The 18,727-nt window shown below is 63.3% G+C and carries 13 protein-coding genes and 3 tRNA genes; 4 read left to right on the forward strand and 12 right to left on the reverse strand.

Features of this window, described 5'->3' with window-relative positions; genetic code table 11:
* Nucleotides 1-64: 64 nt before the first annotated feature.
* Nucleotides 65-1,567, forward strand: coding sequence for an NAD(P)H-hydrate dehydratase (locus tag AC56K1_RS15960; protein WP_497158782.1), 1,503 nt, complete (start codon nucleotides 65-67; stop codon nucleotides 1,565-1,567).
* Here the strand turns inward: AC56K1_RS15960 and AC56K1_RS15965 are convergent.
* Nucleotides 1,564-2,289, reverse strand: a complete 726-nt coding sequence (locus tag AC56K1_RS15965; RefSeq protein WP_497158783.1) for an ABC transporter ATP-binding protein — start codon at nucleotides 2,287-2,289, stop codon at nucleotides 1,564-1,566. The two genes, AC56K1_RS15960 and AC56K1_RS15965, sit on opposite strands and share 4 nt — an antisense overlap.
* Between AC56K1_RS15965 and AC56K1_RS15970 the strand changes: the two genes are divergently transcribed.
* Nucleotides 2,288-2,917, forward strand: coding sequence for an arylesterase (locus AC56K1_RS15970; RefSeq protein ID WP_497158784.1), 630 nt, complete (start codon nucleotides 2,288-2,290; stop codon nucleotides 2,915-2,917). The genes AC56K1_RS15965 and AC56K1_RS15970 overlap by 2 nt on opposite strands.
* A complete protein-coding gene (gene mnmH / locus AC56K1_RS15975) occupies nucleotides 2,914-3,969 on the forward strand; it encodes a tRNA 2-selenouridine(34) synthase MnmH (RefSeq protein ID WP_497158785.1) in 1,056 nt (351 codons plus the stop codon). Before AC56K1_RS15970 ends, mnmH begins: the two co-directional genes overlap by 4 nt.
* A gap of 150 nt (nucleotides 3,970-4,119) precedes the next feature.
* Here mnmH and AC56K1_RS15980 read toward each other — a convergent pair whose 3' ends face one another.
* From AC56K1_RS15980 to AC56K1_RS16030, 11 genes are all read right to left on the reverse strand, one after another.
* Nucleotides 4,120-6,042, reverse strand: coding sequence for a SurA N-terminal domain-containing protein (locus AC56K1_RS15980; protein WP_497158786.1), 1,923 nt, complete (start codon nucleotides 6,040-6,042; stop codon nucleotides 4,120-4,122).
* Between the two features lie 104 nt (nucleotides 6,043-6,146).
* Nucleotides 6,147-6,223 (reverse strand) — tRNA-Asp (locus tag AC56K1_RS15985).
* Nucleotides 6,224-6,242: 19 nt separating this feature from the next.
* Nucleotides 6,243-6,319, reverse strand: a tRNA-Asp gene (locus AC56K1_RS15990).
* A gap of 64 nt (nucleotides 6,320-6,383) precedes the next feature.
* Nucleotides 6,384-6,656, reverse strand: coding sequence for an HU family DNA-binding protein (locus AC56K1_RS15995; RefSeq protein ID WP_091875983.1), 273 nt, complete (start codon nucleotides 6,654-6,656; stop codon nucleotides 6,384-6,386).
* A gap of 325 nt (nucleotides 6,657-6,981) precedes the next feature.
* Nucleotides 6,982-9,390: an endopeptidase La gene (gene lon / locus AC56K1_RS16000; protein ID WP_497158787.1), complete on the reverse strand. Its 2,409-nt coding sequence runs from the start codon at nucleotides 9,388-9,390 to the stop codon at nucleotides 6,982-6,984.
* A 271-nt stretch (nucleotides 9,391-9,661) separates the two neighbouring features.
* Nucleotides 9,662-10,930, reverse strand: coding sequence for an ATP-dependent Clp protease ATP-binding subunit ClpX (gene clpX, locus AC56K1_RS16005; protein WP_497158788.1), 1,269 nt, complete (start codon nucleotides 10,928-10,930; stop codon nucleotides 9,662-9,664).
* Between the two features lie 158 nt (nucleotides 10,931-11,088).
* Nucleotides 11,089-11,706, reverse strand: coding sequence for an ATP-dependent Clp endopeptidase proteolytic subunit ClpP (clpP, locus tag AC56K1_RS16010; RefSeq protein ID WP_091875986.1), 618 nt, complete (start codon nucleotides 11,704-11,706; stop codon nucleotides 11,089-11,091).
* Nucleotides 11,707-11,769: 63 nt separating this feature from the next.
* On the reverse strand, nucleotides 11,770-13,110 hold the full coding sequence (gene tig, locus AC56K1_RS16015; protein ID WP_497158789.1) for a trigger factor: 1,341 nt from the start codon (nucleotides 13,108-13,110) through the stop codon (nucleotides 11,770-11,772).
* Nucleotides 13,111-13,141: 31 nt separating this feature from the next.
* Nucleotides 13,142-13,228: transfer RNA gene (locus AC56K1_RS16020), tRNA-Leu, on the reverse strand.
* 275 nt (nucleotides 13,229-13,503) lie between these two features.
* The gene (locus AC56K1_RS16025; protein ID WP_497158790.1) at nucleotides 13,504-16,602 is read right to left on the reverse strand and encodes an efflux RND transporter permease subunit; all 3,099 of its coding nucleotides are present in this window, start codon (nucleotides 16,600-16,602) and stop codon (nucleotides 13,504-13,506) included.
* Complete coding sequence (locus AC56K1_RS16030; RefSeq protein WP_497158791.1) at nucleotides 16,599-17,753, reverse strand: efflux RND transporter periplasmic adaptor subunit; 1,155 nt, start codon at nucleotides 17,751-17,753, stop codon at nucleotides 16,599-16,601. Before AC56K1_RS16030 ends, AC56K1_RS16025 begins: the two co-directional genes overlap by 4 nt.
* A gap of 103 nt (nucleotides 17,754-17,856) precedes the next feature.
* Here AC56K1_RS16030 and hpnC point away from each other — a divergent pair, with 103 nt between their 5' ends.
* On the forward strand, nucleotides 17,857-18,666 hold the full coding sequence (gene hpnC / locus AC56K1_RS16035; protein WP_497158792.1) for a squalene synthase HpnC: 810 nt from the start codon (nucleotides 17,857-17,859) through the stop codon (nucleotides 18,664-18,666).
* Nucleotides 18,667-18,727 lie beyond the last annotated feature (61 nt).

Here is an 18,727-nt window from a genome sequence, read left to right on the forward strand (position 1 = left end):
GTTGACTGAATATTGTAGCTTGGGCGCGCGACCGTGTTGGCGAAAATGCAGCACAATCCCTCGCATGGACAATCATCTTTATACCGTGGCGCAGCTGCGCGCCATCGAGGCCTCGGCCTATGCGGTTCTGCCACCCGGGACCCTGATGCAGCGCGCGGGCGCGGCCGCCGCGAAGTTCGCCATGCAACTGCTGGGCGAGCGGCGCGACAAGCCCGTGCTGGTATTGGCCGGGCCCGGCAACAATGGCGGCGATGCGCTCGAGATGGCGGCTATTCTCGCCGACGCCGGTATCGACGCGCTGGTGCTGCACTTGCCGGGGCAACGCGACGCCTCGAACGAGACTGCCAGCGCGCACGAGCGCGCACGCGACGGCACGGTCGGCTTCATCGACATGCTGCCGCCCGATGGCGATTGGGCCCTGGTGGTGGACGGCCTGTTCGGCATCGGCTTGACGCGCCCCATCGACGACGAATACCGCGAGGTTATCGCCTCCTTGTCCGGCATCCGCTGCCCCATCCTGGCGCTGGACGTGCCCAGCGGGCTCGATGCCGATACCGGCGCCATCAATGGTCCGGACGGCATTGCCGTGCGCGCCACGCACACGATCACCTTCCTGGGCGACAAGCCCGGGCTGCATACGGCCGACGGGCGCGATTACGCGGGCCTGGTGCACGTGGACATGCTCGACATCAAGCCTGAGCACCTGCCGCACTCGGACACGCGACTGGGCACCGACGACGTCTTCGCGCATCGGTTGGCGGCGCGCCGCCACAACACGCACAAGGGCAGCTTCGGCGACCTTGCCATCATCGGCGGCGCCCACGGCATGGCAGGCGCCCCGGTGCTGGCCGCGCGCGGCGCCTTGTTCACGGGCGCGGGCCGGGTGTTCCTGGCGATGATCGATCCGGGGCCCGGCTACGACAGCGTGCAACCCGAAATCATGTTCCGCGCCGCGGACGAGTTTGACATCGACAAACGCACGCTCGTCATCGGGCCCGGGATGGGCGGCTCGGCAAGCGCGATGCGGCTGCTCGCCAAGGCCCTCGACAGCGACAGCCCACTGGTCATCGATGCCGACGCCATCACGCTGATCGGTGCCAGTCCCGACTTGCTGGCGCGCGTGGCGGCGCGCAGTGCGCCGACGGTGCTCACGCCGCACCCGCTGGAAGCCGCGCGCCTGCTCGGCCAAGACGCCGGCGCGATCCAGGCCGACCGGCTGCGGGCCGCGCGCGAGATGGCCGTGCGTACGCATGCCACCGTGATCCTCAAGGGTTCGGGCTCGGTTATCGCGCGGCCCGAAGGCGACGTGGTGATCAACCCGACCGGCAATGCCGGACTGGCGACCGCCGGCAGCGGCGATGTATTGGCGGGAATTTGCGGAGCGCTGCTGGCGCAGGGCTGGCCGGCGTGGGAAGCGGCGTGCGGCGCGGCCTGGATCCATGGCGCCGCTGCCGACCTCCTGGTGTCCAATGGCGTCGGCCCGATCGGAATGACGGCGGGCGAGTTGCCCGCGGCGGCGCGGGCGGTGCTGAACATGCTCGTGCTTGACGCCGCCGACGGCGATTAAACCAGGCGGCCGGCCGCGATGGTGATGGTGCGGCCGCAGCGCGCCGCCATGGCCGGGTCGTGCGTGACCAGCACGAGGGTCGAGCCGCGTTCGCGGTTCAGTTCGAACATCAAGCCGATGATCGACTCGCCGGTAGCGGCGTCCAGGCTGCCGGTCGGCTCGTCGGCGAACAGCAGCGGTGGCTCAGTCACGAAGGCGCGCGCCAGGGCGACGCGCTGCTGCTCGCCGCCCGACAGGTATTTGGGGTAGTGTTTGAGGCGGCTCGACAGGCCGACGCGGCCCAGCATGGCTTCCGCCTTGGCACGGGCGTCGCCGTCGCCGCGCAATTCCAGCGGCAGCATCACGTTTTCGACGGCATTCAGGTGGGCCAGCAACTGGAAGGACTGGAACACGAAGCCCAGATTGGCCTTGCGGAACGCGGCGCGGCCGTCCTCGTCTAATGCAAAGATATCTGTGCCGTCGAGCAAAACCTTGCCGCCGGACGGGGTATCCAGGCCGGCAAGCAGGCCGAGCAGCGTCGATTTGCCTGAACCCGAGGCGCCGACGAGCGCGAGCGTCTCGGCCGGTTGCACGGTAAAATCGATGTTTTGCAGGATGGTGAGTTCGCCGCTGGCGTCCGCCACCCGCTTCGAGAGGCCGCTGACTTCGATTGCAGGCGGCTGCCCCGACCTTGCGGCATTCGCCGTCGCACCACCCTTGGAAACCTCGGAGTTATCACGCATGCTAGCTGTTCTTAAAAAATATTCTGTCGTTGCGGTCCTGACGCTGGCAGCGTCGGCGAGCGCCTATTCTGCACCAAAAACCGTGCTCGTGGTGGGCGACAGCCTCTCGGCTGAATACGGCATCACGCGCGGCGCGGGCTGGGTGGCACTGCTCGAACGAAAGATGAAAGCAGAAAAGATCCAGGCAACAGTCATCAACGCCAGCATCAGCGGCGAGACCACCATCGGCGGACGCACCCGCCTGCCCGCCCTGCTCGACCAGCACAGGCCAAGCGTGGTGGTGATCGAACTGGGCGCCAACGATGGCTTGCGCGGCCTGCCCGTGGCCTCGGCCGAGGGCAACCTGCGCGCCATGATCGACATGGCCCACAAGAAGAACGCCAGGGTGATGCTGGTGGGGATGCGCATGCCGCCGAACTACGGCCGCGCCTACACCGACAGCTTCTTCAACATGTTCAAGACGGTTTCGAAAGAAACCAAATCGCCGCTGGTGCCCTTCATGCTGGAAGGCGTGGCCGACAAGCCCGCTTTGTTCCAGCAGGATCGCCTGCATCCGACCGCGGCCGCCCATCCGATCATCCTGAATAACATCTGGCCGCAGTTCGCCACCCTCGTGAAGAAACAATGAAATACCCTGCCGTCCTGAGTTTTGCCGACATCCTTCCCGAACTCGACGCGTTCGACGCCATCATCGATGCACGCAGCGAGTCGGAATTCGCTTTAGACCGCATTCCCGGCGCGATCAATGCGCCCGTGCTGGACGACGAACAGCGCATCAAGGTCGGCACCCTGTACAAGCAGGTCGGCGCTTTTGAAGCCAAGAAGGTCGGCGCCCCGCTGGTGGCCGCCAATATCGCGCGCCACGTCGAGACGCTGTGGGCGGACAAACCCAAGGGCTGGAAGCCGCTCGTCTACTGCTGGCGCGGCGGCAACCGCAGCGGCTCGATGGCCCACATCCTGGCCAAGATCGGCTGGCCGGTGATCCAGCTCGATGGCGGCTACAAGGCCTATCGCGCGCACGTGGCAAGCAGCCTTGAGACCCCGTCAAGGCTGGACTTCCGTGTCGTGTGCGGCACCACCGGCAGCGGCAAGAGCCGCCTGCTCGAGACGCTCGACAGCATCGGCGCCCAGGTGCTCGACCTGGAACGCCTGGCCGCCCACCGCGGCTCGGTGCTGGGCCACCTGCCGAACGAACCGCAGCCGAGCCAGAAGATGTTCGAAAGCCTCATCTGGGACAAGCTGCGCCGCTTCGATCCGTCGAAACCGGTGTTTGTCGAATCCGAAAGCAAGAAGGTCGGCAACCTGCGCGTGCCGGACGCGGTCATGCAGCGCATGCGCGCCTCGACCTGCATCTCCCTGGCGCTGTCGCGCGAGAACCGCGTGCGGCTGCTGATGGAAGACTACGAGCACTTCTGCGCCGATCCGGACGCGCTCAATTCCCAGCTCGATCACCTGGTGCAGCTGCACGGGCGCGCCAAGATCGACGCCTGGCATGCGATGGCCAAGGGCGGCGCCATGCCGGAGCTGGTGGCGCAGCTGCTGGAGGAGCATTACGATCCGGCGTATGTGCGTTCGATCGACCGGAATTTCGTGCAGGTGGCGAAGGGGGAGGTCGTGGAGTTGAACGATATTGCGGAAGATGATTTCGTCGCGGCCGCGCGCAGGTTGCATGCGGCGTAGGGACGCGAAAGTCCATCGTGGCGGCTGGCCCTTGGCTGGTTGAGCGCGTAGGCAGGTCTCCTGCCCACGCGGTCGACTACACGATGCTCCGACACAAAAACAAAAAGCCCGGCATGCTCACGCAGCCGGGCTTTTTTAACGCGCCAGGTCTTACTGCGCGTCGGTCTTCACACCCAACTGCGACGGCTGCACATCCACCTTGGCCTTGGCCTTGGTCTTGAGCGCTTCGACATAGTTGAACATCTCCGCCTGTCCCACGAGGGTCGAGATCTGCTGCGCTTCCTGCTTGCGGCGGTTCGCGTCCGGCTGGGCAGGCTGCGAGATCTTGCCGATGCGGTAGACGCCATAGCCCTGGCCCGGCACGTCGACACCGACATAGGCCGGGAGCTTGGTCACGTCGGCCTTGAGCACGGCAATCGCCGCGGTGGTGTTGATCGTCGGCTCCTTGGTGCGCGAGATCATCTTCGCTTCGCCAAAGCCGGTAGCGTCGCCCGAGGCCTTGGCGGCAGCCAGCTTGGCTTCGCCGGCCTGGCGTGCCAGGCGCGCCGCTTCTTCCAGCGTCACGCGCTGGCGGATGGCGGCGTCGACTTCGGCCAGCGGACGCTTGGAGGCCGGCTTGAACTCGACCACGCGGCCGGCGATCAGCACGCTCGGCGCCACTTCGACGGCTTCGGTGTTGCGCTTGTTCTTGACCGCATCCGTGCCGAAGATCGCGGTCAGGAATTTCGGGTTGTTGAACGGCGCCTGGGCCATCTGCGGGCTCGGGGTGCGGGTCAGCGCGTCGACGGTCTCGATCTTCAGGCCCAGCTTGTCGGCGACAGGTTTCAGGCTGTCCGACTGCTCGTACACCATGTTGGTGAAGATCTCGGCCAGTTCCGAATACTTCTTCGACATCTTCTGCTTCTTCAGGTCGGCGGCGATCTGCTCTTTCGCGGTGTCCAGCGGCTTTTGGGCGGCCGGCTTGATCGAAGTGACCTTGATGATGTGGTAGCCGAATTCCGACTGCACCAGCGCGCTCGTCTCGCCCTCCTTCAGGGCGTAGATCGCGTCCTCGACCGGCTTGACGAAGGCGCCCTTCTCCACCACGCCGAGGTCGCCGCCGGCCTGGGCCGAGCCCTGGTCCTGCGACTGCGCCTTGGCGATCTCGGCGAAGTTGGCCGGGTTCTTGCGCACCTCAAGCAGCACGGCTTCGGCTTTCGCCTTGGCCGCTGCCTGGTCGGCCGGCTTCGCGTCGCGCGCCAGATTGATCAGGATATGGCTGGCGGTACGCTGTTCCGGCGTCGTGTAGCTCTTGACGTTCTTGTTGTAGTAGTCGGCCACTTCAGCGTCGGTGACCTGGGTCTGGCTGGCGACGACGTCGGCGTCGAACACGACGTATTCGGCCTTGACCTGCTCGGGCACGGTGAACAGCTGGGCGTTCTTGTCGTAATAGGCCTTGACCATCGCATCGGTGATTTTCACCTGCGGCAGGTAGGCGGCGACCGGGAACACCAGTTCCTGGACTTCGCGTTCCTGGTCGTTGATGTCCGACAGGCGGGTCGACACGCTGCGCGGGGCAAAGGCGGTCGCCTCGATCGAGCTGGAGATCTGCTGCACGGCCAGGTCGCGGCGCAGGCGCTGGTCGAACATCGCCGGCGTCATGCCCTGCGCGGCCAGCGCGGACTTGTACTGTTCCATGTCGAACGTGCCGTCCGGCTTGCGGAAGGCATCGATCGCCAGGATGTTCTTTTGCAGGGCGGCGTCGCTGACGGTCAGGTTGCCGCGTGCGATCTCGGCGGCGACGGCGCGTTCGGCCACCAGGTTGTTCAGGATCGCCTGCTTGGCTTCCGGGGTTTCGAACAGCTTCTGGTCGAACTGCGCTCCCATCATGCGGCGTGCCTGGTCGATCTGGCGGCGCTGGGCTTCTTCCCATTCCTGCTGGGTGACCTGCTGGCCGGCGACGGTGGCCACGCTGGATGCGGCGTCGCCGCGGTTCTGGTAGCTCTCAACACCGACGAGGACGAACGACGGCACGATCAGCACGAGCAGCAGGCCCTGCATCACGCGCTTGTTGTTACGGACAAATTCAAACATGGTCAGCCATTCAAGGTTGATAATGTAAAAAAAAAGGCGAACTCGCGTTCGCCCCTTCTTGTTTCCCGCACCGCTTTTGCAGGCGGCCGGGTACTTCTGAATTCTGGCGGAGCGGACGGGACTCGAACCCGCGACCCCCGGCGTGACAGGCCGGTATTCTAACCAACTGAACTACCGCTCCAGAATAATGTTGTGGATGTTGGCGGAGCGGACGGGACTCGAACCCGCGACCCCCGGCGTGACAGGCCGGTATTCTAACCAACTGAACTACCGCTCCAACAAAAACACGTCATTCACCACCTTTTCAGGCAGTTCCCCTGCATGTCACTGCAGAGAAGGCATTAGTTTACAGCATCTTTCAGTGCTTTACCAGCCTTAAATTTTGGAACCTTGGCAGCCTTGATCTTGATGGGTTCCTTGGTGCGCGGATCGCGGCCGGTGCGTGCGGCGCGGTCTCCGACGGTGAAGGTGCCGAAACCGACCAGCGTGACGCTGTCGTTCTTCTTCAGGCTTTCCGTCACAGCGATGATCATCGCGTCGAGTGCGCGCGTGGCCGAGGCCTTGGTGATGTCCGCGGACTTCGCGATTTCTTCGATCAGTTCTGTCTTGTTCACTCTAACCCTCGTTTATTCGTTCGACGCTCATGCGTCTACATGCAAAAGTGCAAGCGCGTATTAAACAAGGGCAACATTAGTCTGTCAAGCAACATGCGTGGGGCATGAGGGTGTTGGCGTGCATATGTCGTTGTTTGGGTGAGCGGGAGGTGCTGAACGCGTCGCTGACAAGCGGCGGGAGAGATGCCGGCCTCCGCCGGGCTGACGGTTTTAAGGGAGGCGGAATATTGCCACCGGCATTTTTCCGCCCAAGTCCTCCGCGCATCCCGGCCCCAAAAAAAACAGGCGCCCGAAGGCGCCTGTCTTACCGATCAATTACAACCGATCAGTGCTTGACCACATCCGTCTGCCCGTCCGCCGCCGCGGCAGGCGCCACGGCCACCGTGGCCGGTGCGTCGACGATCGGCTCCGGCAGGCGTTCCAGGGCAACCTCGAGCACCTTCTCGATCCAGCGTACCGGCACGATCTCGAGCTTGTTCTTGACGTTGTCAGGAATCTCGGCCAGGTCCTTCACGTTCTGCTCGGGGATCAGGACCGTCTTGATGCCGCCGCGGTGGGCCGCCAGCAGCTTCTCTTTCAGGCCGCCGATCGGCAGCACTTCGCCGCGCAGCGTGATCTCGCCGGTCATCGCCACGTCCGCACGGACCGGGATGCCGGTGAAGGCCGAGACCAAGGCGGTGGTCATGCCGATACCGGCTGACGGACCATCCTTCGGCGTCGCGCCTTCCGGCACGTGGATGTGGATGTCGTTCTTTTCGAACGCTTCCGCCTTGATGCCGAAACGCTGTGCGCGGCTACGCACGACGGTGCGGGCTGCCTCGATCGATTCCTTCATCACGTCGCCCAGGGTACCGGTGCGGATGATGGCGCCCTTGCCCGGCACATTCACGGCTTCGATCGTGAGCAGATCGCCGCCCACTTCGGTCCAGGCAAGACCGACCACCTGGCCGACCTGGTTCTGCTTCTCGGCCACGCCGAAGTCGTAACGGCGCACGCCCAGGAACTTGTCCAGGTTCTTGCCGTTGACGATCACGCGCTTTTCCGTCTTCTTCAGCAGCAGCATCTTGACGACCTTGCGGCAGATCTTGGAGATTTCGCGGTCGAGCGAACGCACGCCCGCTTCACGGGTGTAGTAGCGGATGATGTCGCGCACCGCGGTCTCGTCGACCTTGATCTCCTCTTCCTTCAGGCCGTTGGCTTTCAGCTGCTTCGGCAGCAGGTAGCGCTGGGCGATACTGGTCTTCTCGTCTTCGGTATAACCCGACAGGCGGATGACTTCCATGCGGTCCAGCAGCGCCGGCGGGATGTTGTACGAGTTCGAAGTCGCCACGAACATCACGTCCGACAGGTCGAAGTCCACTTCCAGGTAGTGGTCCGAGAACGTGTGGTTCTGTTCCGGGTCCAGCACCTCCAGCAAGGCCGACGACGGGTCGCCGCGGAAGTCCGCGCCCATCTTGTCGATCTCGTCCAGCAGGAACAGCGGGTTGCGCACGCCGACTTTTGCGAGCGACTGCAGTACCTTGCCGGGCATCGAGCCGATATAGGTACGGCGGTGGCCACGGATCTCGGCCTCGTCGCGCACGCCGCCCAAGGCCATGCGCACGAACTTGCGGTTCGTGGCGCGGGCGATGGACTGGCCCAGCGAGGTTTTACCCACGCCCGGAGGACCCACGAAGCACAGGATCGGGGCCTTCAGCTTGTCGACGCGCTGTTGGACTGCAAGATATTCCAGGATACGTTCTTTAATCTTGTCCAGGCCATAATGGTCGGCTTCGAGCACGTTCTGGGCGTTCTCGAGGTCGATGGTGACCTTCGACTTCTTCTTCCATGGCAGCGACACCAGGGTGTCGATGTAGTTGCGCACGACGGTGGCTTCGGCCGACATCGGCGACATCAGCTTGAGCTTGCGGATTTCGGCCTGCGCCTTTTCCAGTGCCTCTTTCGGCATCTTGGCGGCAATCACCTTCTTCTCGAGCTCTTCGATGTCGGCGCCCTCTTCGCCTTCACCCAATTCTTTCTGGATGGCCTTGACCTGCTCGTTCAGGTAGTACTCGCGCTGCGACTTTTCCATCTGGCGCTTGACGCGGCCACGGATGCGCTTTTCGACCTGCAGAATGTCCAGCTCGCCTTCCAGCTGGCCGAGCAGGTGCTCGAGGCGCTTGGCGACGTTGAAGATCTCGAGGATGACCTGCTTCTGCTCGAGCTTGAGCGGCAGGTGGGCCGCGACCGTATCGGCCAGGCGGCCGGCATCGTCGATGCCTGCCAGCGATGCGAGGATCTCCGGCGGAATCTTCTTGTTGAGTTTGACGTACTGGTCGAACTGCTGGACGATCGCGCGGCGCATGGCCTCGACTTCGGAGTCGTCGCCGACTTCCGAATCGACCGGGGTCAGTTCGGCGGTAAAGTGGGTCGCGCCGTCGGTGATGGTGTCGATACGCGCACGCTGCGACCCCTCGACCAGGACCTTCACGGTACCGTCGGGGAGCTTGAGCATCTGCAGGATATTGGCCACGCAGCCGATTTCGTAGATGTCTTCGGCCGAAGGTTCGTCCTTGGCGGCGGCTTTCTGGGCGGCCAGCATGATGCTCTTGCCCTGCTCCATCGCGGCTTCGAGAGCCTTGATGGATTTAGGGCGGCCCACGAACAGAGGTATCACCATATGCGGGAACACGACCACGTCGCGCAACGGCAAAAGGGGCAGCGTCGTTTGCTCGGTTAATTTCGGAGTTGTCATGGCGTACCTTATAAAAGCGTGTTGCTGAACTTGGGCACTCGCAGGGAAAATCTCAAGGCCACTGCGAAAATATTTTCTTCAAGTAAAAGTTTATCAATTATCGAAGAATATAGCCGTTCCAATAAAATCCGCTTTTCAAATGAAAAAGCCACCGCCCGGGCTTACCCCGGCGAGTGGCTTTTCGATTGAAGCCTGCGTCTTTTATTGAAGTAAATTGTACCTTCAAGAATCCGTACGGCAAGAGTTTTGTTGCAAGCGTGCAGGTCTTTTTTTAGTTTTCGCCGGAAGCTTTTGGCGATTCACTGTAAATAAGCAAAGGTTTAGCTGCATTCGTGATCGTATTTTCATCAATGACGACTTTTACGACATTTTGCTGACTCGGCAATTCATACATCACGTCCAGCAGCGCGTGTTCCAGAATGGAACGCAGGCCGCGGGCACCGGTCTTGCGCGCCAATGCTTTACGGGCAATCGCGTGCAGGGCCGCAGGACGTATTTCGAGTTCGGCGCCTTCCATTTCAAGCAGCTTCGAGTACTGTTTGATCAAAGCGTTTTTCGGCTCGATCAGGATCTGGATCAGCGCCTCTTCGGTCAGCTCGTTGAGCGTGGCGACCACCGGCAGGCGGCCGACCAGTTCAGGGATCAGGCCGAACTTGATCAGGTCTTCCGGTTCGGCTTCCATCATGATTTCGCTGGCCGCACGCTGGCTCTGGCTCTTGACGGTGGCGCCGAATCCGATGCCGCCCTTGTCGGAGCGGTTCTGCACGATCTTGGCCAGGCCGTCGAAGGCGCCGCCGCAGATGAACATGATGTTGGTCGTGTCGATCTGGACGAAGTCCTGGTTCGGATGCTTGCGTCCGCCTTGCGGCGGTACCGAAGCCATGGTGCCCTCGATCAGTTTCAGCAGTGCCTGCTGCACGCCCTCGCCCGACACGTCGCGCGTGATCGACGGGTTATCGGACTTGCGCGAGATCTTGTCGATCTCGTCGATGTAGACGATGCCGCGCTGGGCTTTGTCGACTTCGTAATTGCAGCTTTGCAGCAGCTTCTGGATGATGTTCTCGACGTCCTCACCGACATAGCCGGCTTCGGTCAGCGTGGTCGCGTCGGCGATCACGAAAGGAACGTTGAGCATGCGCGCCAGGGTCTGGGCCAGCAGGGTCTTGCCGGAGCCGGTCGGGCCCACGAGCAGGATATTGCTCTTGGCCAGTTCGACTTCGTCTTTCTTGCCCAGGTGCTTGAGGCGCTTGTAATGGTTGTACACCGCCACCGACAGGATGCGCTTGGCCGTTTGCTGGCCGATCACGTACTGGTCGAGCAGTTCGGTGATTTCGTGAGGCGTCGGCAGGTCGGACTTGGCGCCCGCCACCGACTCGACATTGGAAGTCTCGTCGCGGATGATGTCATTGCACAGATCGATGCATTCATCGCAGATGAATACCGACGGTCCCGCGATCAGCTTCTTGACTTCGTGCTGGCTCTTTCCGCAGAACGAGCAGTACAGAAGTTTCTCGCCGCTGGAGGATTTTTTGTCAGACATGGGGCAGCTTATCTATTTAGTTGCTTGAATATAACGCTAATACGGACACGCAACAAGTGCGCGTACGAACATGCTACCCGAAATAAAAACGAAACGCCCGAACGTCATGCGTCCGGGCGTTTTTTGGCAACACCTTCACGGCGTCGCAACGCGTCTACTTAGGCGCGATTGGTGAGAACGCGGTCGATCAGGCCGTACTCGACCGATTCTTCCGCCGACATGAAGCGGTCGCGGTCGGTGTCCTTGTGGATCTGCTCGATCGTCTGGCCGGTATTGTCGGCCATGATGCGCGCCAGGCGCTCGCGCAGGTACAGGATTTCCTTGGCCTGGATCTCGATGTCCGAGGCCATGCCCTGTGAGCCACCGGACGGCTGGTGGATCATGACGCGCGAGTTCGGCAGCGAGAAACGCTTGCCCTTGGCGCCCGCAGCCAGCAGGAAGGCGCCCATCGAGGCCGCCAGGCCGGTGCACAGCGTGGAGACGTCCGGCTTGATGAAATTCATCGTGTCGAAGATCGCCAGGCCCGCCGAGACGGAACCGCCAGGCGAATTGATGTAGAGCGAGATGTCCTTGTCCGGATTCTCGCTTTCCAGGAACAGCATCTGGGCCACGATGAGGTTGGCCATCTGGTCGTTGACAGGACCGACCAGGAAGATCACACGTTCCTTCAGGAGGCGCGAATAGATGTCATAGGCGCGCTCGCCGCGGCCGCTTTGTTCGACCACCATCGGCACGAGGCCGAGTGCTTGAGTATCCAATGCCGGATTATGAATCATACCTGTCTCGTTCCTTGTTAAAAGAGGCTGAAGAAAAAGCCGGCCCTGAGGGCCGGCATCTTCTTAACCCTGAGCGTTGCCACCCATCAGTTCATCGAAAGCGATGGTCTTGGTGCTGACCTTTGCCTTACCGAGCACATAGTTAACGACGTTTTCTTCCAAAACAAGTGCTTCGACTTCGCCGAGGCGGCGACGGTCGCTGTAATAATACTTGAGGACTTCTTTTGGATCTTCGTAACTTTGCGAGAAGTCTTCGATCTGGGCTTTGACCTGTTCCTGGGATGCCTGCAGATTGTTATCGCTAACCAACTGCGACAGGATCAGGCCCAGGCGCACGCGGCGCTCTGCCTTGTCGGCGAACATCTCGGCCGGGAAAGGCATTGCCTTGACGTCCATGCCACGCTGCATCATGTCCTGGCGGGTCATATCGGCCAGGCGCTCCGAATCCTGCTGGATCATGGCCTTCGGCACTTCCATGTCGGTCGCCTTGACCAGCGCGTCCATCACGGCTTCCTTGTTGCGGGCCTTGACGCGGGCGGTGACTTCACGCTCGAGGTTGGTCTTGATGTCGTCGCGCATCTTTTCGACGGCGCCGTCTTCGATGCCGAGCGACTTGGCGAACTCGGCGTCGATTTCAGGCAGGTGCGCCCACTCGAGCTTGTTCAGGGTAATGGTGAAGTCGGCGGTCTTGCCGGCGACATCTTTACCGTGGTAATCCTCAGGGAAGGCCAGCGGGAAGGTCTTGCTTTCGCCGACTTTCAGGCCGATGGTCGCTGCTTCGAATTCCGGCAGCATGCGGCCCTCGCCCAGCACGAAGGCGTAGTTGTCGGCCTTGCCGCCGTCAAATTCGACGCCGTTGATCTTGCCGACGAAGTCGACGGTGACGCGGTCGCCGTTGGCAGCCACCGGCTCGCCGCCGTCGCCGTGCTCGCCTGCCACGCCCTTGGCGTGGTAGTGCACGCGCTGCTTGCGCAGGATGTCGATGGTCTTGTCGATTTCAGTGTCGGTCACGTCGGCAGCGACGGTTTCGACTTCCATCGTGGACAGGTCGGCCAGCACGACTTCTGGATAGACTTCGAAGGTCGCGTCGAATTCGAGCATGCCTTCCGGCGCGTCCTGCTTCGGCTCGATTTTCGGGAAACCGGCAACGCGCAGCTGGTTCTCGTTGGCTGCTTCGTTGAACGCGCGGCCGACTTTGTCGTTCAACACGTCCGATTCGATCTGGTAACCGTATTGCGCCGCGACCATCTTGAGCGGCACTTTGCCAGGGCGGAAGCCAGGGGCTTTTGCCGTCTTGGCCTGCTGCTTGAGGCGCTTTTCGACCTCCGTACGGACGTCAGCTACCGGAAAAGAGATCGTCAAGCGACGCTCGAGTTTACCCAGGGTTTCGACTGCAGTTGCCATTATAAAAATCGTCCAAAAAAATAATTATTCGTGGTGCGAGGAGGGGGACTCGAACCCCCACACCATTGCTGGCGTCAGGACCTAAACCTGGTGCGTCTACCAATTTCGCCATCCTCGCGCAGGATTGCATTTTCTGCCACAAAAACAAAGGGCGCCCGACAGTGAAACCGGCCGCCCTGCACTCCTCTGTTTATGGGCTACAACTTCAGCCAATTATTTTACTGGATTTTCTGTCACTATTGGGCGTTTTTTGCTTGGCGTGCGGGGGATGGGGCTCTTCTGTATAGTGAGATGAGAACTCTGCGGTATGCAATGTTGGTCACGCTGCCATATGCATGTGTAATTTAACCGCGTGGGCAAGGGACTTGCCCACGCGGTCAATTTACGTCCGAATCACGCGACTTTCGGGCCGACCGGCTTCTTGACCCTGAACCACGCGGCGTAAAGCGCTGGGAGGAACAACAGCGTCAGCGCCGTCGCCACCAGCAGCCCACCCATGATCGCCACCGCCATCGGCCCCCAGAACACCGAGCGCGACAGCGGAATCATGGCCAGCGCCGCGGCTGCGGCCGTGAGCAGGATCGGACGGCAGCGCCGCACCGCCGACTCGACGATTGCATCCCAGGCCTCGGCCCCGCCCGCGATATCCTGCTCGATCTGGTCCACCAGGATCACCGAATTGCGGATGATCATGCCGAACAACGCGATCACGCCCAGGTTGGCCACGAAGCCGAAGGGCCGGCCGAACACCAGGAGCGCCATCGCCGCGCCGGCAATCCCGAGCGGCCCGGTCAGGAATACCAGCAGCGCCCGCGAGAAGCTGTGCAGCTGGAGCATCAGGAGCGTGAACACGATGAACAGCACCAGCGGCACATTGGCCATGATCGAGGCTTCGGCGTCCGAGCTGTCGGCCGCCGCGCCTTCGACCGTCACGCGGTAGCCGGCCGGCAGCTTGCCGCGGATGGCGGCAAGCTTTTCGTCCACCTGGGCGGTGACGGTCGGGCCCTGGATGCCTTCGACCACGTCGGACTGGACCATGATGGCCCACTCGCGGCCCTCGCGCCAGACCACGCCCGGTTCCCACACGAACTGCACCCGCGCCACCTGACCGAGCGGGACGAAGCGCCCGCCCGTGGTGGGCACCAGCGCTTCCGACAGCCGGGTGATGGTCGAGCGCTCGGCCAAAGGCTGGCGCACCACGATGTCGATCAGGCGGTTGGCCTCACGGAAATCCCCCACCGGCGTACCGGTGAGCGTGGTGTTGACGACGCGGCGCACGGCCTGCGAGGTCACGCCAAGGGAGCGCAGCCTGTCCTGATCGAGGTCCAGGCGCAGCACTTTCACCGCCTCGTTCCAGTTGTCGTTGACGCCCACCGTGTTCGGGTTGGCGCGCAGGGTGTCCTTCACTTGATCGGCCAGGGTGCGCACGATGCCGATATCGGGCCCCAGCACCTGGAACTGCACCGGATAGGCCACGGGCGGGCCATTCGGGAGCAGCTTGACGCGGCCGCGCACCTCGGGAAAATCATTGCGGAAGACCTCCTCGATCTTCAAGCGCAAGGCGTCGCGCGCGGCCGCATCGACGGGCAGCACGACCAGCTGGGCGACGTTCGACTGCGGGAAGATCTGGTCGAGCGGGAGGTAGAAACGCGGACTGCCGGTGCCGACATAGCTGGTCACGCTTTGCACGCCCTTTTGCTGGTTCAGAAAATGTTCGAAACGCTTCACCACCGCTTCGTTGGCGGCGAAGCTGGTGCCCTCCGGCGACCACATTTCCACCATCAGCTCAGGGCGGCTGGAGTCGGGGAAGAACTGCTTCTCGATGAAATTGAAGCCGAATACGCCAAGCAGAAACACGCCCAGGCTGAGCGCGATCGTGGTCTTGCGCCACTCGACGCAGCGGTGCACGAGGCGGCGGAAGCGCACATAAGCCGGGCTGTCGAAGACCTCGTGCGAGGATTCGCCCTGGCCGTGCGGCTTGACCCGCAGCAGGACGTAGCCGATATAGGGCGTAAACACCACCGCCGCAACCCACGAGATCAACAAGGCCAGCGCGTTCACCGAGAACATTGTGAAGGTGTACTCGCCGGCGGCCGATTTCGCCAGGCCGATCGGCAGGAAGCCGGCGGCCGTGATCAGGGTACCGGTCAGCATCGGCATCGCGGTCGAGGTGTAGGCGAAGGTGGCCGCCTCGAAGCGCGACATCCCCTCTTCCATCTTCCGCACCATCATCTCGACCGCAATGATGGCGTCGTCCACCAGCAGGCCCAGCGCGATAATGAGCGCGCCGAGCGAGATCTTGTGCAGCGAGATATCCAGCAGGCGCATGAACAGGAAGGTAATCGCCAGCACCAGCGGAATCGTGAGCGCCACCACCAGGCCCGGGCGCACGTCGATGCGCAGCTTGGGCTTGGTATGCAGGCCCAGCGCAATGAACGAGACCGCCAGCACGATGATGACTGCCTCGACCAGCACCTTGACGAATTCGTTGACCGAAGCGGTAACGGCCGCCGGCTGGTCGGTCACGCGCTCCAGCTCGATGCCGACCGGCAACTGGGCGCGGATGCGGGCGACGGTGGCATCCAGGCCTTCGCCCAGGCGGATGATGTTCCCGCCCTTCTCCATCGACACGCCCAGGCCGAGCACTTCCTTGCCGTTGAAGCGCATCTTGTCCTTGGGCGGGTCCTGGTAGCCGCGCTTGATGGTCGCGAAGTCGCCCAGCCGGAAGGTGGTATTGGCGGCGCGCAGCTGCAGGTTTTCCAGCAGGTCCGCCGTCTTGAGCGCGCCGGTCACGCGCACCTGCAGGTAGTCCGTGGGCGTGACCAGCACGCCGCTGGCCTCGACCTGGTTTTGCGTGGCGATCTGGTTGACGATCTGCTCGAAGGGAATGCCCAGCTGGGCGAATTTCTTGCTCGAGAATTCGATATAGACCTTCTCCTCCTGCACGCCGAACTGCTCGACTTTCGAGACCAGCGGCACGGTGAGCAGCTGCTGGCGCACGAAGTCGGCATAGTCCCGCATCTCGGCCTGCGAGAACCCGTCGCTCGACAGGGCGAAGATCGAGCCGTAGGTGTCGCCGAATTCGTCGTTGAAGAAGGGACCGGTCACGCCTTGCGGCAGCGTGCGCGCCATGTCGCCGATTTTCTTGCGTACCTGGTACCAGGTCGGCGCGGTGTCCTCGGGCGGCGTCGATTCGCGCAGCTCGATGATGATGGTGGTCTCGCCCGGCTTGGAAAAGCTGCGGATGCGGTCGATGTATGGCGTTTCCTGGAGTTTGCGCTCGAGCGGGTCGGTGACCTGCTCGGCCATCTGCAGGGCGGTGGCGCCCGGCCAGACGGCGCTGATCACCATCGCGCGGAAGGTGAAGGGCGGGTCTTCGTCCTGGCCGAGCTGCTGGTAGCTGAGGATACCGCCGATGAGCAGCGCGGCGATCAGGTAGCGCGTGAGCGGGATGTGCTCCAGCGCCCAGCGCGAGAGATTGAAATCCCTCACTTGCCTGCTCCCGTGGCCGCCATGCCGGCGCCGACCGCCGCGGCTTCCGTGTCGCCCCGGCGCGCCACGTCGGCGCTCAAGATGCGCACCTTCTGGCCCGGTTTGAGCAGGTGCACGCCGGCCGTGACGACCGTCTGGCCGGGCTGCACGCCGCTCGATACCAGCAGGTCGTTGCCGGACTGGCCGGCCAGCTGGACGCGGCGCAGCTGCACGGCCTCCTTTTCGACCACCCAGACGCTGGTCGCGCCCTTGTCCTGCACCAGGGCGCTGAGCGGCAGGCGCAGCGCGGATCCGTTGGCGGCGGCGCCCGTTGCCAGCTCCACGGTGGCGGTCATGCCCAGGCGCGCGTCTGCTCCAGGGGGGAGCGCCACCTTGACCGCATAGGTGCGGGTAGCGGGATCGGCCACCGGCGAGACTTCGCGGATCTTGCCGGGAATGCGTTGGTCGCGATTGGCCCACAGGCGCACGTTCACGCCGCTCACCTCGCGCAGCTGGCCGACCCGGTCTTCGGGAACACCGATCACGACCTCCTTCTCGAGGGTGCGGGCGACCCGCAGCACCGGCGTGCCGGCCGCCACCACCTGCCCGACTTCGGCGTCGATGGCGGTAACGACACCCTCCACGTCCGAGGCCAGAACGGCATAGCCGGCCTGGTTGGACTGGCCGCGCAAGAGCGCGCGCGCCGCATCGACATTGGCCTGGGCCGCGCGCAAGGCCGACTGCTTGGCGTCCAGCACCGCCTGGCTGACGAAATTCTGGGTACGCAGGTTCTGGTGCCGCTTGAAGTCGGCCTGGGCCAGGTCGCGCTGGGTTTCGGCGGCGCGCAGCGCGGACCGGGCCTGGGATTCGGCCAGGCGCAGGTCTTGCGGGTCGAGCCGCATCAGGACCTGCCCAACCTTGATGCTGGCGCCCACGTCCACCTTGCGCTCGACGATCTTGCCGCCGACCCGAAAGCCCAGGCGCGACTCGTAGCGCGGGCGCACGTCGCCCGAGAATTCCACGTGCTCGGTCCCGTTCCCGGCGGCGAGCCGGATCACGCGTACCGGGCGCACTTCTTCGGTCCTGGGGGCGGGCTCGTCGCATGCGGCAAGCATGGCAAGAATGAGCGGCGCCACGAGGGCGGCGCGCGTGAGGCGGGAGGATTGGAACACGGTGGACCCCTTGGCGTTGTCGTGCCCATTTAGGGCATTTGTTATCGAGCAATTATAATCTTGGAAACCCCCAAAAAACTGGCTTTAGAGGCAACAGTCAAATATGCCCGTCGAGCATTACGAAAACTTTCCGGTTGCATCGTTCTTGCTGCCGCGCCGCCTGGCGCCGGCCGTCGAGGCGATCTATGCCTTCGCCCGCAGCGCCGACGATATCGCCGATGAAGGCGATGCCATGCCGGCCGAGCGCCTCGCAGCGCTGGCAAGCTATGCCCAGGCATTGGAAGCCATCGAGCGCGGCTCGGTTCCCGCGGACCCGATGTTTGCCCGGCTGGCGGGCGTGGTGGCCGAGTTCCGGCTGCCGGTGGCGCCGATGCACGACCTGCTGTCGGCCTTCCGCCAGGACGTGGTCACCACCCGCTATCCCGACTACACCGCCCTGCTCGACTATTGCCGCCGCTCGGCCAACCCGGTCGGGCGCCTGATGCTGGAACTCTACGACGCCGTGGACGAGCGCAACCTGCGCGATTCCGACGCGATCTGCACTGCCCTGCAGCTGATCAATTTCTGGCAAGACGTTGCGATCGACCTCAGCAAGGGCCGCATCTACCTGCCCCTGGAAGACCTGGAACGCCATGGCCTGGGCGAGGCCGACCTGCTGGCCCACCCGGCCACCCCGGCCTGGCGCGCCCTGATGCGCTTCGAGGTCGAGCGCGCGCGCAGCCTGATGCTGGGCGGCGCGCCCCTGGCGCGGCGCCTGCCGGGCCGCATCGGCTGGGAGCTGCGCCTGATCGTGCAGGGTGGCATGCGCATCCTGGACGCCATCGAGCGCGCCGATTACGACGTCTTCGGACGCCGGCCCACCCTGGCCGCGGCCGACTGGCTGGCGGTGGGCTGGGGCGCGCTGCGCATGTAGCTCTGGCGTCCTCTCGCACCGGGAGGCGCATCGGCGATAGAATAGCGGGTTTGCATCGCCA

The organism is Telluria sp. ZB4P37 (genome assembly GCF_059685855.1).

Excerpts from the sequence above, each read along its gene's own strand:
- clpP (WP_091875986.1), bottom strand. The coding sequence starts at position 11,706 with ATGATTCATAATCCGGCATTGGATACTCAAGCACTCGGCCTCGTGCCG.
- AC56K1_RS15980 (WP_497158786.1), bottom strand. The coding sequence starts at position 6,042 with ATGTTTGAATTTGTCCGTAACAACAAGCGCGTGATGCAGGGCCTGCTG.
- AC56K1_RS15965 (WP_497158783.1), bottom strand. The coding sequence starts at position 2,289 with ATGCGTGATAACTCCGAGGTTTCCAAGGGTGGTGCGACGGCGAATGCC.
- hpnC (WP_497158792.1), top strand. The coding sequence starts at position 17,857 with ATGCCCGTCGAGCATTACGAAAACTTTCCGGTTGCATCGTTCTTGCTG.
- clpX (WP_497158788.1), bottom strand. The coding sequence starts at position 10,930 with ATGTCTGACAAAAAATCCTCCAGCGGCGAGAAACTTCTGTACTGCTCG.
- AC56K1_RS15970 (WP_497158784.1), top strand. The coding sequence starts at position 2,288 with ATGCTAGCTGTTCTTAAAAAATATTCTGTCGTTGCGGTCCTGACGCTG.
- AC56K1_RS15960 (WP_497158782.1), top strand. The coding sequence starts at position 65 with ATGGACAATCATCTTTATACCGTGGCGCAGCTGCGCGCCATCGAGGCC.
- mnmH (WP_497158785.1), top strand. The coding sequence starts at position 2,914 with ATGAAATACCCTGCCGTCCTGAGTTTTGCCGACATCCTTCCCGAACTC.
- tig (WP_497158789.1), bottom strand. The coding sequence starts at position 13,110 with ATGGCAACTGCAGTCGAAACCCTGGGTAAACTCGAGCGTCGCTTGACG.
- lon (WP_497158787.1), bottom strand. The coding sequence starts at position 9,390 with ATGACAACTCCGAAATTAACCGAGCAAACGACGCTGCCCCTTTTGCCG.